The following is a 15,521-nucleotide window of genomic DNA, read 5'->3' as shown; positions in this document are numbered from 1 at the left end:
TCGGGGGAATGCCGGCTGTGTCACTTGGGGGTGACCACCTTGTAGTTCTTGGGGACCTGGGCGTCCGGCCGGCGCAGGTACTGCGGCCGGGGCGCCGGGAGTTCCTCGCCCGCGGCCAGCTTCTGCGCGGCGAGCGAGGCGAGGGCGGCGGCGGACACGTGCTCGGGCTCGTGGACGCTCGGGAACGTGTCCGGGTAGAGCAGCGCGCCCGCGCCGACCGCGGGCAGGCCCGCGACCTGCTCGGCGATGTCGGCCGGACGGTCGACGGCCGGGCCGGTCAGCCGGGTCCGGGAGTCGGCGTACGTGGCCCAGTAGACCTCCTTGCGGCGGGCGTCGGTCGCCACCACGAAGGGGCCCTTCTCGATGTCGGCGGCGTAGGCGAGGCCGTCCAGCGTGCACACGCCGTGCACCGGGACGCCGAGCGCGAGGCCGAAGGTGTCGGCGGTCATCAGGCCGACGCGCAGACCGGTGTAGGGGCCGGGCCCGGTGCCGACGACGATGCCGGTGACGGCGTCGAGTTTCAGGCCGGCCTCGGCCAGGACGCGGTCGACGGCCGGCAGCAGCAGCTCCCCGTGCCGGCGCGCGTCCACCTGGCTCGACGAGGCGATGACGCGGGTGCCGTCGTGCAGCGCGACGGTGACAGCGGGTGTGGCGGTATCCAGAGCGAGCAAGAGCACGCGAACAGCCTACGGCGCCCGCGGCTCGCGCATCGCCGTCCCGGACGGACGGTCACCGACTGCTACGGTCGGTACGAAGTACGACATATGACACGAGTCCGACGAGGCAGAGGTGGGCGCAGGTGGCAGGGACCAGCTCGGCGATCGTGGCCGGCCTCACCGCGGCGGCTCTCGGAACCGTCGGTTTCCTCGGCTACCGGGCCCAGGCGACCGCCCCGGCCCGCCCCGGCGCGGGACCGGTGGCGCACGCGACGGCCCCGTCCAAGGCGCCCCGGGACCGGAACCACCCGACCGCCCTGCCGGGCGGCTCCGGAACGGGAGAACGGGTCGTGTACTCGGTGGACGACGACCGGGTCTGGCTGGTGTCCCCCGGGAACCGGGTGCAGCGCACCTTCCCGGTGCACCCGGGCCGCGTCGACCCGCCGGCCGGCACGTACTGGGTCACCTCCCGCTCCAACGCGGCCACCGGCACCGACGGCGTCCCCATCGAGCACGTGGTGCGGTTCACCAGCGTGGACGGGGTGGCCGTCGGGTTCAGCGCGGCCGTGGACGACGGCTCGGGCATGGTGGCCGACGCGAGCGCGAAGACGGGCGGCATCCGGGAGAGCCGGCCGGACGGGGACGCGATGTGGAGGTTCGCCACGATCGGGGTGCGGGTCGTCGTGATCCGCTAGCCGGGCACGCCCGCGCGGCGGCGGCCCGCCGGTTGCCGCACCGTCGTGCGCGCCAGGGTGCCGGGGCCCGCCGGTGCCTTCCGCCGGGCTCAGCCGGGCAGCGTCCCCAGGCCGGCCCCGGACCAGCGCTCGCCGAGCCCCGTGACCGTCACGTGCCGTACCTCGTCGGTGGTGTCGCCGACCGCGCGGTGGATGACGACCTGGAGCCGTTCCTCGGTCAGCTCCTCGACCTTGCCCTCGCCCCACTCCACGACGATCACCGAGTCGGGCAGCGAGACGTCGAGGTCCAGGTCCTCCATCTCGTCCAGGCCGCCCGAGAGCCGGTAGGCGTCGACGTGCACCAGGGGCGGGCCGTCGCCGAGGGACGGGTGGACCCGGGCGATCACGAAGGTCGGCGAGGTGACCGCGCCGCGCACGCCGAGGCCCTCGCCGAGCCCGCGGGTCAGCGTGGTCTTGCCCGCGCCCAGCTCCCCGGAGAGCATGACCAGGTCGCCCGCGCGCAGCAGTTCGGCCAGCCGGCGGCCCAGCTCCCGCATCTGTTCCGGGGAGGTGACGGTCAGCCGGGTCTCAGCGGGGTCGTGCGGTGCTGCTGGTGCTTCCATAGCCACTTACCGTAGCTCCTGCCGGCACCGCGCCCGCACGGGTGAGCAGGTCGGCGAGCCGGTCGGTGACCACTTCCGGGTGCTCCAGCATCACCAGGTGCCCGGCGTCCGGCACGAGGACCAGCTCGGCGTCGGGCAGCAGGTCGGCGATGGCCTCGCTGTGCTCGCTGGGCGTGACCAGGTCCCGCACCCCGGCCAGCACGAGCACCGGTATGTCCCGGAAGCAGGCGAGCGCCTCGGTCTTGTCGTGGTCGGTGAAGGCCGGGTAGAACTCGGCGACCACGTCGATCGGGGTGGACTCGATCATCCGCTCGGCGAACCGCTCGACGGCCGGGTCGACGTCCCGCCCGGCGAACGAGTACCGCTTGATGACCCCGGCGAACAGGTCGGCGGTGGCCCGGCGCCCCCTCTCCACCAGCTCGGCCTGCTGCCCGAGGGCCTTCAGCACGGCGGGGAGGATCCGGCGCACCGCGTTGACGCCGGCCACCGGGAGCCCGAAGTTGACCTCGCCGAGCCGCCCGGACGACGTGCCCACGAGGGCGGTGGCGACGACCCGGTCCCGGATCAGCTCCGGGTACTCGGAGGCGAGGGCCATCACGGTCATGCCGCCCATGGAGTGGCCGACCAGGACGAGCGGCCCCTCCGGCGCGGCGGCGTCGAGGACGGCCTTGAGGTCGCGGCCGAGCTGGTCGATGGTGAGGGGCTCCCGGTCCCGGGTCTGGGCCACGCCCCGCCCGGACCGCCCGTGGCTGCGCTGGTCCCAGTACACGGTCCGCACCACCCCGCGCAGGGCCGCCCGCTGGAAGTGCCAGGAGTCCTGGCTGAGGCAGTAGCCGTGGCAGAAGACGACGGTGACCGGGGCGGGCGCCTTGCGGCCGAAGAGCCTGCGCCGGCGCGGTGAGACGTTCGGGCCGGGGTCGGGCTCGGCCTCGTCGACCTCGTAGTACAGCTCGGTGCCGTCGTCGGCGTACGCCTTGCCGGGGGTGCCGCGCAGGGTGCCGTAGGGGCCCGCCGAGTCCAGCGCCAGCCGTGCCTTCCTGCGCATCCCGCGGCCCACCGTCATCCGCTCGACGGCGACGCCGGCCGCCGCGCCCGCGGCGAGCACGCCTATCGCGGCACCGGCGATGCCGGTCGCCCTGCGCCAGCTCCCGGCCGCCCCCGCGGCGGACGCGGCGGCCGCCGCGGCGACGACGTCCGCCACGGCCTCCGCGCTGCTCTCGCTCACGTACCGCTCCTCTTCGCCGTACTGCAGTTCGCCTGGACGGGTGTCGCTGCGGAACGGTTACCCGACTTCTTCCCCGTTCACAGAAGCGCGTTCACACGGCCCGGCCTTCACATGGACCCGCGTTCGGAAGGACCGTGTTCAGTCGGACCGTGTTCAGTCGGACCCGTTCACATAGACGCGGGGAACGCGCGTTCCGATGCGTGTGACGATCTCGTACGCGATCGTGCCGCAGGCCTGGGCCCAGTCCTCGGCGGTGGGCTCGCCCCGGTCACCGGGGCCGAACAGCACCGCCTCGCTGCCCACCGGGGGCTCGTCGCCGCCCAGGTCCACCACGAACTGGTCCATGGCGACCCGCCCGGCGATGGTCCGCCACTTGCCGTCGACCAGCACCGGACCGGCGCCCGAGGCGTGCCGCGGGACACCGTCCGCGTAACCGACCGGCACCAGGCCGAGGGTGGTCTCGCCGGGGGTGACGTAGTGGTGGCCGTAGCTGACGCCGTGGCCGGCCGGGGTGCGCTTGACCAGGGCCAGCGAGGCGCTGAGCGTCATCACCGGGCGCAGCCCGAGATCGGCGGGGGTGCCGAGCTCCGGGCTGGGCGAGACGCCGTACACGGCGATGCCCGTGCGGACCAGGTCGAAGTGGGACTCGGGCAGGGTGAGGGTGGCCGGCGAGTTGGCGATGTGCCGCACCTCGGGCCGCACGCCCCGCTCCTCGGCGTACGCCGTCATCTCCCGGAACCGGGCGAGCTGGGCGGCGACGGACGGGTGGCCCGGCTCGTCGGCGCACGCGAAGTGCGACCACAGCCCGGTGATCCGGACCAGGCCCTCGGCCTCCGCGCGCAGGGCCGCGGCGACCAGTTCGGCCCAGTCCTCGCCGGGCTGGCAGCCGTTGCGTCCGAGTCCGGTGTCGGCCTTGAGCTGCACGCGTGCGGGGCGCCCCGCCGCCCGGGCGGCCTCGACGACCTCCCGCAGGGCCCACATGCCGCTCAGCGAGACGTCGAGGTCGGCCTCGATCGCCTGCCGCCAGGGGCCGCCCGGCACCCACAGCCAGCACAGGATGCGGCCGGGCAGCCCGGCCGCGCGCAGCGCGAGGGCCTCCTCGGCCGTGGCCGTGCCGAGCCAGGTCGCACCCGCGGCGAGGGCCTCGCGGGCGCACCGCAGCGCGCCGTGGCCGTACGCGTCGGACTTGACGACGGCCATCACGGCGGCGCCCCGCGCCCGGGCGCGCAGGGCCCGCACGTTGGCGCGCAGGGCGCCCAGATCGATCTCGGCGCGGGCGCGCAGGGCGGCGGTCGGCTCAGCTGCTGTCTCACTCATGGCGCCCCCAGTGTCTCAGAGGCCGCCGACCGCCCCCGGGCACCGCCCCCTCCGGGCCGGCGGACAGCGGCCCGGACGCCCCGCCGCTGCTGCCCGCGGGCCGTCGCCCGGGTCGCCCGCGCGGTTCCCCGCGCCCCTCCGGGCCCCCCCCCGCGGGGCCCGCGCCCGGTGGGTCAGGACCGTACGTTCCGCCAGGCCTGCGGGATGTGTGACGCGACGTCATGGGCGCCCGCGGGTGCGCCGGCCGCGGCGAGGCGGCCCGCCAGGCCGTGCAGGTACGCGGCGACGCTGCCCGCGTCCGGCGCGCTCAGCCCCGCCGCCAGCAGGGACCCGGCGAGCCCGGACAGCACGTCCCCGCTCCCGGCGGTGGCCAGCCACGGCGTCCCGGTGGCGTTGACCCGCACCGCCCCGCCCGCCGGCCCGGCGACCAGCGTCGTCGAGCCCTTCAGCAGCACCGTCGCCCGGTAGCGGGCCGCCAGTTCGCGCACCGCCGCCAGCCGGGCGCCCTCGACCTCCTCGCGCGGCACACCCAGCAGCGCGGCGGCCTCCCCGGCGTGCGGGGTCATCAGCGTCGGCGCCGTACGCCGCCGTACCGTGTCCCGCTCGGCCAGCCGCAGCCCGTCCGCGTCCAGCAGCACCGGCACGTCGGCCTCCAGCACCTCGGCCACGTTCCCCGCGTCGTCCCCGGCCCCGGGACCGGCCACCCAGGCCTGCACCCGGCCGGCCCTGGCGGGTCCGGCGTCGGACACGAGGATCTCCGGGAAGCGCGCGAGGACCGCGTCCCCGGCCGGCCCGACGTACCGGACGGCCCCGGCCCCGCCCCGCAGCGCCCCGGACACCGCCAGCACGGCCGCCCCCGGATACCGCTCCGACCCCGCGGCGATCCCGACGACGCCCCGCCGGTACTTGTCGCTCTCCGCCGCCGGCGCCGGCAACAGCCGGGCCACGTCGGCGTGTTGCAGCGCCTCCAGTTCGGCGGCGGCGGGCGGCGGCGCCAGCCCGATGTCGACGAACCGCACCACCCCGGCGTACTCCCGCGCGGGGTCCACCAGCAGTCCGGGCTTGTACGCGCCGAAGGTGACGGTCAGGTCGGCCCGCAGCGCGGCCCCGCGCACTTCCCCGGTGTCCGCGTCCACGCCACTGGGCAGGTCCACGGCCACCACCGCCGCCCCGGACCGCGCCACCACCCCGGCCAGCCGCTCGGCGTCCGGCCGCAGCCCGCCCTTGCCGCCGATGCCGACGATCCCGTCCACCACCAGGTCGGCCCGCAGGACCGGTTCCTCCGGGGAGCCGGCGGCGGCGACCGTGCCGCCCGCCCGCCGCAGGGCCGCCAGTCCCCCGCCGTGGGCCCGTTCCGGTGTCAGCAGCACGGCCGTCACGCCGGCGCCGCGGCGGGCCAGCCGGGCCCCCGCGTACAGGGCGTCCCCGCCGTTGTCCCCGCTGCCCACGAGCAGCACCACCCGGCTGCCGTACACCCGCCCGAGCAGTTCGGCGCAGGCGGCGGCCAGCCCGGCGGCGGCCCGCTGCATCAGCGCATCCTCCGGCAGCCGTGCCAGCAACGCCCGCTCGGCCGCCCTTACCGTCTCCACGCTGTACGCAGTACGCATGGCACCGAGTCTGCCCCGCAACCCCCACCGTCCACACCCGCGGGCCGCGTCGCCGGTCAGCCCTCGGCGATCACCACGGCGGAGGCCACGCCCGCGTCGTGGCTGAGCGACACGTGCCAGGCCCGTACACCCAGCTCCGCCGCGCGCGCGGCCACCGTGCCCTTCACCCTGAGCCGTGGCTGCCCGGTGTCCTCCACGTACACCTCGGCATCGGTCCACTGCAGCCCGGGCGGCGCGCCCAGCGCCTTGGCCAGCGCCTCCTTGGCGGCGAACCGGACCGCGAGCGAGGCGATCCCGCGCCGCTCCCCGCTGGGCAGCAGCAGTTCGCGCGTCACGAACAACCGGTCGGCCAGTCCCGGCGTCCGCTCCAGGGACGCCCGGAACCGGTCGATCTCGGCGACGTCGATGCCCACCCCGATGATGCTCATGGCGAGCACCCTACGACTCCGGCGGAACGGGATCCGGCGACGCCACGTCGGCGGACCGCGCTCTAGGCTTCCGGCATGATCTCGTCACACGCGTATCTCTCCGGCCTGTTCTCCCTGGACGGCCGCACCGCCGTGGTGACCGGGGGAAGTTCCGGTATCGGACGGGCCGTCGCGGGGGCACTGGCCCGGGCCGGGGCGGGCGTGGTGGTCGTGGCCCGGCGGCCGGAGGAACTGGCCGCCACGGTGGACGAGCTGACGGCCGACGGCTGCCGGGCGGCCTGGGTCGCCGGGGACCTGGGGTCGCGGGAGGGCGTGCGCGCGGCGGCCGAGGAGGCCGCGGCCGTCTTCGGCGAGCCCGACATCCTCGTCAACTCGGCCGGGATCAACCTCCGGCCGCCGATGGGCGAGTTGGGCGAGGACGTCTGGGACGCCACGATGGCGGTGAACCTGGAGGCGCCCTTCCTGCTGGGGCAGCGGTTCGGTCCGGGCATGGCCGAGCGGGGCTTCGGGCGGATCGTCCACATCAGCTCCCAGCAGGCCCACCGCGCCTTCGTGCACAGCGGTGCCTACGGCGTCTCCAAGGGCGCGCTGGAGTCCCTGGCCCGCTCCCAGGCGGAGGCCTGGTCGCCGTACGGGGTCACCTGCAACACGCTGGTGCCGGGCTTCGTGATGACTCCGCTCAACCGGCGGCTGTCGTCCGATCCGGAGCGGGTGGCGGCGCTGGCCGCGCGCACGATGACGGGCCGCAACGGGCTCGCCGAGGACTTCGCGGGCGCGGCGGTGTTCCTGGCGAGCCGCGCCTCCGCCTACGTCACGGGCCAGTCGATCCACGTGGACGGCGGCTTCTCCGTGCACTGAACACACCCCCGGGACCGGCCGGGTTCGCCGCTCCCGTAATGTTCCCGGCGATCGGCGCTCCGTCCGCGGACGGGCGCCTCGCACCACAACGGGAGGACGAAGTAGTGAAGTTGAAGTCTCTGGGCACCGCGCTCACCACCGCGGCCCTGATCGGTACGGCCCTCACCGGCGCCGTCGCCACCGCCGGCACCGCTTCCGCGGCCACCCTGCCGAGGGACTGCAGCAAGGCGATCATCAACGTCAAGGCCAAGCAGACCGTCAACGTCCGCACCTCGCCCAAGACGTCCGCCACGGCCGTCGGCATCTGGGGCAAGGGCAAGAAGGGCTCCGTCTGCAACGACGGCAAGGCCTACAAGGGCGGCTCGTACACGGCCTGCGGCAAGAAGAGCAACCTGTGGTACTACGGCGGCGACAAGAAGACCGGCTGGGTGCCGAAGACCTGCATCAACTGGTGATCGCCCGAACAGGGTGCGGGGGGCGAACGGCAGCCGGCCGTCCGCCCCTCCCGCTCATTCCACCGTGACCGACTTGGCCAGGTTCCTCGGCTGGTCCACCTCGTTGCCGCGCGCCGTCGCCAGCTCGCACGCGAAGACCTGGAGCGGGACCGTCGCGACCAGCGGCTGGAGCAGCGTCGGGGTGGCCGGGATCCGGATCAGGTGGTCGGCGTACGGGACCACCGTCTCGTCGCCCTCCTCCGCGATCACGATGGTGCGCGCGCCCCGGGCCCGGATCTCCTGGATGTTGGACACGATCTTGTCGTGGATGACCGACCGGCCCCGCGGGGACGGTACGACGACGACCACCGGCACGTCCTCCTCGATCAGCGCGATCGGACCGTGCTTCAGCTCGCCCGCGGCGAAGCCCTCGGCGTGCATGTACGCCAGTTCCTTCAGCTTGAGCGCGCCTTCCAGGGCCACCGGGTAGCCCACGTGCCGGCCGAGGAAGAGCACGGTGTCCTTCGAGGCCAGGGTGCGCGCCAGCGCCCGTACCGGCTCCATGGTCTCCAGGACCCGCTCGACCTCCTCCGAGATCCGGGACAGGTCCTTGATCACGGCCTGGATCTCGTCGCCCCACTTGGTGCCGCGCACCTGGCCCAGGTACAGGGCGACCAGGTAGCAGGCGACCAGCTGGGTGAGGAACGCCTTGGTCGAGGCGACCGCGACCTCGGGGCCCGCGTGCGTGTACAGCACCGCGTCGGACTCGCGGGGGATCGTCGAGCCGTTGGTGTTGCAGATCGCCAGCACCTTGGAACCCTGCTCGCGGGCGTGCCGGAGCGCCATCAGGGTGTCCATCGTCTCGCCGGACTGGGAGATGGCGATCACCAGCGAGCGCCCGTCCAGGATCGGGTCCCGGTAGCGGAACTCGCTGGCCAGCTCCACCTCGCAGGGGATCCGTGTCCAGTGCTCGATGGCGTACTTGGCGATCAGGCCGGCGTGGAAGGCCGTACCGCAGGCGACGATGACGACCTTGTCGATCTCGCGCAGTTCGGAGGGGCTGATCCGCACCTCGTCCAGGGTGAGCGAGCCGGACGGGTCGATGCGGCCGAGGAGGGTGTCGGCGACCGCCTTCGGCTGCTCGGCGATCTCCTTGAGCATGAAGTAGTCGTAACCGCCCTTCTCGGCGGCGGAGGCGTCCCAGTCCACGTGGTAGGAGTGGACCTCGGCCGGGCGGCCGTCGAAGCCCGTCACGGTGACGCCGTCCCGGCGCAGCTCCACCACCTGGTCCTGGCCCAGCTCGATCGCCGACCGCGTGTGCTCGATGAACGCGGCGACGTCGGAGGCCAGGAACGCCTCGCCCTCCCCCACGCCCACCACCAGCGGCGAGTTGCGGCGGGCGCCGACCACCACGTCCGGCTCGTCGGCGTGCACCGCGACCAGCGTGAACGCGCCCTCCAGCCGCCGGCACACCAGCCGCATCGCCTCGGCCAGGTCGGCGCAGGAGGAGAACTCCTCGGCGAGCAGGTGGGCGACGACCTCGGTGTCCGTCTCGGAGGTCAGCTCGTGGCCGCGCTCGGCCAGTTCCGCGCGCAGGAGCGCGAAGTTCTCGATGATGCCGTTGTGGACCACGGCGACGCGGCCCGCGTTGTCCAGGTGCGGGTGCGCGTTGCCGTCCGTGGGACCGCCGTGGGTGGCCCAGCGCGTGTGGCCGATGCCGGTCGAGCCGGCCGGCAGCGGCCGGTCGACCAGCTCCTTCTCCAGGTTGACCAGCTTCCCGGCCTTCTTGGCGGCGGCCAGCCCGCCGTCCGCCAGCACGGCGACACCGGCCGAGTCGTACCCCCGGTACTCCAGCCGCTTCAGTCCGGCCGTCACGACGTCGAGTGCCGACTGTGACCCTACGTATCCCACGATTCCGCACATGAGCGGCAGCCTACGGTCCCACGACGATCAGAAAAGGCCTTCGGCTGCCCGGATTCGGAAATTCCCACCACCGTACGAAGGCCCTGACGGAGCCGGGCCGCGCGCGTGACGGACCCCACCCGCCGGCCCGTTCAAACTCCGTTAACAATGGACTGTGATCTCACCGGTCTCCTCGATGCCCCGGAGCGCCCACCGGCACAGGCCGGAGGCGACTCCCTACGTCGATCTCACCCGCGCCGAGTGGAGCGCGCTGCGCGACAAGACACCACTGCCGCTCACCGCCGAGGAGGTGGAGAAGCTCCGTGGTCTCGGCGACGTCATCGACCTGGACGAGGTACGGGACATCTACCTCCCGCTCTCCCGGCTCCTCAACCTCTACGTCGGCGCCACCGACGGCCTCAGGGGCGCGCTGAACACGTTCCTGGGCGAAAAGGGCTCCCAGTCGGGCACCCCGTTCGTCATAGGGGTCGCCGGCTCCGTGGCCGTGGGCAAGTCCACGGTGGCCCGGCTGCTGAGGGCCCTGCTCTCCCGCTGGCCCGAGCACCCGCGCGTGGAACTGGTCACGACGGACGGCTTCCTGCTGCCCACCCGGGAGCTGGAGGCCCGCGGCCTGATGTCCCGGAAGGGCTTCCCCGAGTCCTACGACCGCCGCGCCCTGACCCGCTTCGTCGCCGACATCAAGGCCGGCAAGGGCGAGGTGTCCGCGCCGGTCTACTCCCACCTCATCTACGACATCGTCCCGGACGAGAAGCTCACCGTCCGCCGCCCGGACATCCTGATCGTGGAGGGCCTGAACGTCCTCCAGCCCGCCCTGCCCGGCAAGGACGGCCGCACCCGGGTCGGTCTCGCCGACTACTTCGACTTCAGCGTGTACGTCGACGCCGGCGCCGAGGACATCGAGCGCTGGTACCTCAGCCGCTTCAGGAAGCTGCGCCAGACCGCCTTCCAGAACCCGAACTCGTACTTCCGCAAGTACACCCAGGTGTCCGAGGAGGAGGCCCTCGACTACGCCCGCACGCTGTGGCGGACCATCAACAAGCCCAACCTGGTGGAGAACATCGCCCCGACCCGCGGCCGGGCCACCCTCATCCTGCGCAAGGGCCCGGACCACAAGGTGCAGCGCCTGCGGCTGCGCAAGCTGTAGCCGACCCTGTTGGATGGGCGCCATGCTGCATCTGCGCCTGATCACCCCGGCGGAGCGGACCGACGAGGTGGTCCGTCTGATCGACAAGACGGTCGGTACCACCCACCTCGTCGTCCTGCCGGGCGCCGCCCGCGACCCCGCCGGCGACCTCGTCCTGTGCGACGTGGCCCGCGAGGCGGCCGACGAACTCATCGCCGGGCTGCGGCGGCTCGGCCTGGACGGCACCGGATCGATCGCCGTCGAGACCATCGACCTCTCGCTGTCCCGGCGCGCCGACGAGGCCGAGGCCCGGGCGCCGGGCGAGGGCGCGGACGCGGTGCTGTGGGAGGGGCTGACCGAGGCCACCCACGAGGAGTCGACGCTGTCGTTCACCTATGTGGCGTTCATCACCCTGGCCACGATGATCGCGGCCTGCGGTGTGGTGCTGGACAACGCGATCCTGATCGTGGGCGCGATGGCGGTGGGACCGGAGTTCGGGCCGCTCGCCGGCATCTGCACGGCCGTGGTCCGGCGCCGGCCGCGCCTGGCCTGGCGCTCAACTATCGCGCTGCTGGTGGGCTTCGCGGTCGCGATGGCCGTGACCTCGGGGTTCGGCCTGCTGATGGACGCGGTGGGCCTGTTCAGCAAGGCGCGGTTGGAGGCCGACCGGCCGAACACCGGGTTCATCTACGCCCCGGACTGGTTCTCGTTCGTCGTGGCCGTGCTCGCCGGGACCGCCGGGACACTGTCCCTGACCTCGGCCAAGTCGGGCGCCCTGGTGGGCGTGGCCATCTCGGTGACCACGGTCCCGGCCGCGGCCAACGCGGCGGTCGCGCTGGCCTACGGCGACACGTCCCAGACCAGCGGCTCGACGGTCCAGCTCCTGCTGAACCTGCTGGGCATCATCCTGGCGGGAACGCTCACCCTGCTGGCACAGAAGTACTTCTGGGCCAGGCAGAGGGAACGTCACGGCTGAGGTTTCGGACCTCAGCCCAGTGCGGACTTCACGGCGTCGGCCAGCCGCCCGGCGACCGCCCGGGCCTGCTCGATGTCCGCGGCCTCGACCATGACCCGGACCAGCGGCTCCGTACCGGAGGGCCGCAGCAGCACCCGCCCCGTGGCCCCCAGCTCCTTCTCGGCCTCGGCCACGGCGGCGGCGACGTCGGCGGACGTCCTCACCCGGGACCTGTCGACATCGGGAACGTTGATGAGGACCTGCGGCAGCCGCTCCATGACGGAGACCAGCTCCCGCAGCGTACGGCCGGTCCCGGCGATCCGCGCCGCCAGCAGCAGGCCGGTCAGCGTGCCGTCCCCGGTGGTCGCGTGGTCGAGGATGATGACGTGCCCGGACTGCTCGCCGCCGAGGGCGTAGCCGTGCTCCTTCATCTCCTCCAGGACGTACCGGTCGCCGACGGCGGTCTGCACGAGCCGGATGCCCTCGCGCTCCATGGCCAGCTTGAAGCCGAGGTTGGACATCACGGTCGCGACGACGGTGTCGGAGCGCAGTGCGGAACGCTCCCGCATCGCCAGCGCGAGCACGGCGAGGATCTGGTCGCCGTCGACCTCCTCGCCGGTGTGGTCCACGGCCAGGCAGCGGTCGGCGTCGCCGTCGTGCGCGATGCCGAGGTCCGCGCCGTGCTCCAGGACCGCGGCCTTGAGCTGGTCCAGGTGGGTCGAGCCGCAGCCGTCGTTGATGTTGAGGCCGTCCGGCTCGGCGCCGATCGTGACGACCTGGGCACCGGCCCGGGCGAACGCCTCCGGCGAGACCCCCGAGGCCGCGCCGTGCGCTTCGTCCAGGACGATCTTCAGTCCGTCGAGCCGGTTGGGCAGGACCGACAGCAGGTGGGCGATGTACTGCTCGAAGCCCTCGTCGTACGACCGTACGCGGCCCACCCCGGCGCCCGTCGGCCGCTCCCAGGGCTCACCGTGCCGGTGCGCGTCGTAGACCGCCTCGATCCGGTCCTCCAGCTCGTCGGCGAGTTTGTGGCCGCCGCGGGCGAAGAACTTGATGCCGTTGTCCGGCATGGCGTTGTGGCTGGCGGAGAGCATCACACCGAGGTCGGCGCCGAGCGCGCCGGTCAGGTGCGCCACCGCGGGCGTCGGCAGCACGCCGACGCTCAGCACGTCCACGCCCGCGCTCGCCAGGCCGGCGACCACGGCCGCCTCCAGGAACTCCCCGGACGCGCGCGGGTCCCGTCCGACCACCGCCGTCGGCTTGTGGCCCTCGAAGGTGCCCGCCTCGGCCAGCACGTGCGCCGCGGCGACGGAGAGGCCGAGCGCCATCTCGGCCGTCAGATCCGCGTTGGCGACACCGCGCACGCCGTCCGTGCCGAAGAGTCGTCCCACTTGTCCTCCCGGGGAAACATGACGAGGAAGCATGCGATCACACAAGCCTTTGAGCGTCTTGTGTCGTTATACGCCCTTGGCTCGGATAAGCGAACGCCCCGGGGGCACATGTGGCGTGCCGCCGGGGCGTTCGGAGTACGAGCAGGCAGCTCTTGATTAGCGCTTGCTGTACTGCGGAGCCTTGCGGGCCTTCTTCAGACCGGCCTTCTTCCGCTCGACCGCGCGGTCGTCGCGGCGCAGGAAGCCGGCCTTCTTCAGCGGGCCGCGGTTGTTGTCGACGTCGGCCTCGTTCAGCGCACGGGCGACACCGAGACGGAGCGCACCGGCCTGGCCGGAGACACCGCCACCGGCGATGCGGGCGATGACGTCGTAGCGGCCCTCGAGTTCGAGCACCTTGAAGGGCTCGTTCACTTCCTGCTGGTGCACCTTGTTCGGGAAGTAGTCCTCGAGGGTGCGACCGTTGATCTTCCACTTGCCGGTGCCCGGGACGATCCGGACGCGGGCGATGGCGTTCTTGCGGCGGCCCAGGCCGGCGGCCGGCTGGGGCTCGCCGAAGCGGGAGGCCATGGACTCCGAGGTGTACTCGCCCTCGACGGGGACCTCGGACTCGGTGGTGTAGCTCTCGATGTCGATCTCTTCGATCGGCTGCTCGGCAGTGGTCTCGGCCACGATTCTCCTCAGATTCTCTTCAGTCTTAGGGGGTGGCCGGACTTACTGCGCGACCTGGGTGATCTCGAACGGCACCGGCTGCTGGGCAGCGTGCGGGTGCTGGTCACCCTTGTAGACCTTCAGCTTCGAGAGCATCTGACGGCCCAGAGTGTTCTTGGGGAGCATGCCCTTGACGGCCTTCTCGATGGCCTTCTCGGGGTTCTTGTCGAGCAGCTCGTCGTAGCGGACGGAGCGCAGACCACCCGGGTAGCCGGAGTGGCGGTACGCCATCTTCTGGGTCCGCTTGTTGCCGGACAGGTGCACCTTGTCGGCGTTGATGATGATGACGAAGTCACCAGCGTCGACGTGCGGCGCGTAGATCGGCTTGTGCTTGCCCCGCAGGAGGGTCGCAGCAGTGGTGGCGAGACGGCCCAGGACAACGTCCTGAGCGTCGATGACGTGCCACTGGCGCGTCACATCGCCGGGCTTGGGGCTGTACGTACGCACGGTTCGTAGCCTTCGCTTCGAGTGAATGGTCCTAAACAAGGTCACCGAAACGATCACGACAGCCCTCACCCACTGCGGCGACGCATACCGCGTACGTGGGGTCGCTGGTCATCGGCCCGGTGGACCGGTGTAAGGGCCCGTCCCGTGAGAATGAGCAAGCCAATACACAACGAAGAAGTAGGTTACCGGGCGGCCCCCGGACGGGTCAAAACGAGGCAGGCCGACATAGGCCGACAGACGGACCCCGCACCCCCGGTCCCCCGTCTAAGATGCGCCCCATGAGTTACGGGCAGGGGGGACCCCAGTCTCAGTGGGATCCCTGGAAACCGCAATCCCAGCAGCCGTGGAACGCCGGAGACGACGGGACACCGGACTGGGCCGCGCTCGCCGAGGCCTCGGAGACACGGAACAAACGCCGCAAGCTGCTGTTCATAGCCGGCGGCGGCCTCGCCGTGGCCGCGATAGGCACCGCGGTCGCCATGGCCGTGGTCTCCGCGAACGGCGGTGATCCGCAGGCCGGCCCCGGCGACCTGCCCGCCAGCGCCTCCATACCGGGCTCCGCCGGCGCGACGCCGTCCTTCGCGCCCACCAGCGCCCCGCCGCCGCTCGACCCCGCGGACTTCATATCCAGCGCCAAGAAGGACACCGCCCCGCTCAGCCCGGACACCCTGTTCCCGGGCAAGCAGCTCACCATGAGCGGCACGGTGTACAAGAAGGGCCTGACGGCCGACACCACGAGCTGCGCCACCGCCGCGGGCGGCACCCTGCCCAAGATCCTCACCGCCAACGGCTGCACCCGCCTGATGCGCACCACCTACAGCAACGGCGGCATCGCGGTCACCGTCGGCGTCGCCGTGTTCGACACCGCGGCCCAGGCCACGAAGGCCAAGGCGCAGACCGACGACCGGAGCATCGTGCGCTCGCTGTTCGGCAAGGGCGTCAAGCCGTTCTGCGACGGCGCGTTCTGCCGCTCCACCCGCAACGCCTACGGCCGCTACGCCTACTTCACGATCTCCGGCTTCACCAGCGGCAAGAACGTCACCACCAAGGACACCAAGGTCTTCCGCACCGGCAACGATCTGGCCCAGTTCACCGCGAACCAGATCCACCGCCGCGGCCAGGCGCAGGCCTCGGCCGCCGCCAACCGGTAGC

The 15,521-nt window shown here is 72.8% G+C and carries 16 protein-coding genes; 6 read left to right on the top strand and 10 right to left on the bottom strand.

From position 1 onward, the window contains the following. Positions 1-20 precede the first annotated feature (20 nt). Entirely contained in the window at positions 21-677 is a 657-nt protein-coding gene (gene tsaB / locus IG05_RS0123455) for a tRNA (adenosine(37)-N6)-threonylcarbamoyltransferase complex dimerization subunit type 1 TsaB (RefSeq protein ID WP_030345482.1), read from the bottom strand. A 122-nt stretch (positions 678-799) separates the two neighbouring features. Here tsaB and IG05_RS0123450 point away from each other — a divergent pair, with 122 nt between their 5' ends. Beyond that, positions 800-1,351, top strand: coding sequence for a hypothetical protein (locus IG05_RS0123450; RefSeq protein ID WP_030345480.1), 552 nt, complete (start codon positions 800-802; stop codon positions 1,349-1,351). An 89-nt stretch (positions 1,352-1,440) separates the two neighbouring features. On the opposite strand, the gene tsaE is transcribed toward IG05_RS0123450, so the two are convergent. The 5 genes from tsaE to IG05_RS0123425 form a co-directional block, all read right to left on the bottom strand. After that, positions 1,441-1,953, bottom strand: a complete 513-nt coding sequence (gene tsaE / locus IG05_RS0123445; protein WP_030345479.1) for a tRNA (adenosine(37)-N6)-threonylcarbamoyltransferase complex ATPase subunit type 1 TsaE — start codon at positions 1,951-1,953, stop codon at positions 1,441-1,443. After that, entirely contained in the window at positions 1,919-3,178 is a 1,260-nt protein-coding gene (locus IG05_RS0123440) for an alpha/beta fold hydrolase (RefSeq protein ID WP_030345477.1), read from the bottom strand. The genes tsaE and IG05_RS0123440 overlap by 35 nt, the downstream gene beginning before the upstream one ends. Before the next feature lie 153 nt (positions 3,179-3,331). Further along, a complete protein-coding gene (gene alr, locus IG05_RS0123435) occupies positions 3,332-4,495 on the bottom strand; it encodes an alanine racemase (RefSeq protein WP_030345476.1) in 1,164 nt (387 codons plus the stop codon). Positions 4,496-4,668: 173 nt separating this feature from the next. Further along, a complete protein-coding gene (locus IG05_RS0123430) occupies positions 4,669-6,102 on the bottom strand; it encodes a bifunctional ADP-dependent NAD(P)H-hydrate dehydratase/NAD(P)H-hydrate epimerase (RefSeq protein WP_030345474.1) in 1,434 nt (477 codons plus the stop codon). A gap of 56 nt (positions 6,103-6,158) precedes the next feature. Next, positions 6,159-6,530 carry a holo-ACP synthase gene (locus tag IG05_RS0123425; protein ID WP_030345471.1) on the bottom strand — a complete coding sequence of 124 codons (372 nt, stop codon included), beginning with the start codon at positions 6,528-6,530 and terminating at the stop codon, positions 6,159-6,161. 78 nt (positions 6,531-6,608) lie between these two features. On the opposite strand from IG05_RS0123425, the gene IG05_RS0123420 reads away from it, so the two are divergent. Together IG05_RS0123420 and IG05_RS0123415 are read left to right on the top strand one after the other, a co-directional pair. Beyond that, positions 6,609-7,388, top strand: a complete 780-nt coding sequence (locus IG05_RS0123420) for an SDR family NAD(P)-dependent oxidoreductase (protein WP_030345469.1) — start codon at positions 6,609-6,611, stop codon at positions 7,386-7,388. Positions 7,389-7,492: 104 nt separating this feature from the next. Then, a complete protein-coding gene (locus IG05_RS0123415) occupies positions 7,493-7,843 on the top strand; it encodes a hypothetical protein (RefSeq protein ID WP_030345468.1) in 351 nt (116 codons plus the stop codon). A gap of 54 nt (positions 7,844-7,897) precedes the next feature. On the opposite strand, the gene glmS is transcribed toward IG05_RS0123415, so the two are convergent. Continuing rightward, complete coding sequence (glmS, locus tag IG05_RS0123410) at positions 7,898-9,745, bottom strand: glutamine--fructose-6-phosphate transaminase (isomerizing) (protein ID WP_030345466.1); 1,848 nt, start codon at positions 9,743-9,745, stop codon at positions 7,898-7,900. A 175-nt stretch (positions 9,746-9,920) separates the two neighbouring features. On the opposite strand from glmS, the gene coaA reads away from it, so the two are divergent. Both coaA and IG05_RS0123400 read left to right on the top strand, forming a co-directional pair. Continuing rightward, positions 9,921-10,889, top strand: coding sequence for a type I pantothenate kinase (gene coaA, locus IG05_RS0123405; protein WP_051790162.1), 969 nt, complete (start codon positions 9,921-9,923; stop codon positions 10,887-10,889). Between the two features lie 22 nt (positions 10,890-10,911). Beyond that, positions 10,912-11,844 (top strand): DUF389 domain-containing protein, encoded by a 933-nt coding sequence (locus IG05_RS0123400; protein ID WP_030345462.1) that lies wholly within the window; start codon positions 10,912-10,914, stop codon positions 11,842-11,844. Between the two features lie 11 nt (positions 11,845-11,855). Here the strand turns inward: IG05_RS0123400 and glmM are convergent, their stop codons facing one another. The 3 genes from glmM to rplM form a co-directional block, all read right to left on the bottom strand. After that, a complete protein-coding gene (gene glmM / locus IG05_RS0123395) occupies positions 11,856-13,214 on the bottom strand; it encodes a phosphoglucosamine mutase (RefSeq protein ID WP_030345459.1) in 1,359 nt (452 codons plus the stop codon). Positions 13,215-13,370: 156 nt separating this feature from the next. After that, entirely contained in the window at positions 13,371-13,883 is a 513-nt protein-coding gene (gene rpsI, locus IG05_RS0123390) for a 30S ribosomal protein S9 (RefSeq protein WP_030345457.1), read from the bottom strand. A 42-nt stretch (positions 13,884-13,925) separates the two neighbouring features. Next, entirely contained in the window at positions 13,926-14,369 is a 444-nt protein-coding gene (gene rplM / locus IG05_RS0123385; RefSeq protein ID WP_030345455.1) for a 50S ribosomal protein L13, read from the bottom strand. A 278-nt stretch (positions 14,370-14,647) separates the two neighbouring features. Here rplM and IG05_RS0123380 point away from each other — a divergent pair, with 278 nt between their 5' ends. Next, on the top strand, positions 14,648-15,520 hold the full coding sequence (locus IG05_RS0123380; protein WP_030345453.1) for a hypothetical protein: 873 nt from the start codon (positions 14,648-14,650) through the stop codon (positions 15,518-15,520). The last annotated feature ends 1 nt before the right edge of the window (position 15,521 follow it).

Source organism: Streptomyces sp. NRRL S-1022, from assembly GCF_000720135.1.
In the GTDB taxonomy this organism is placed as follows: Bacteria; Actinomycetota; Actinomycetes; order Streptomycetales; family Streptomycetaceae; genus Streptomyces.
Note: the sequence above shows the minus strand (reverse complement) of the source record. Positions and strands in the feature narration are given on the sequence as shown.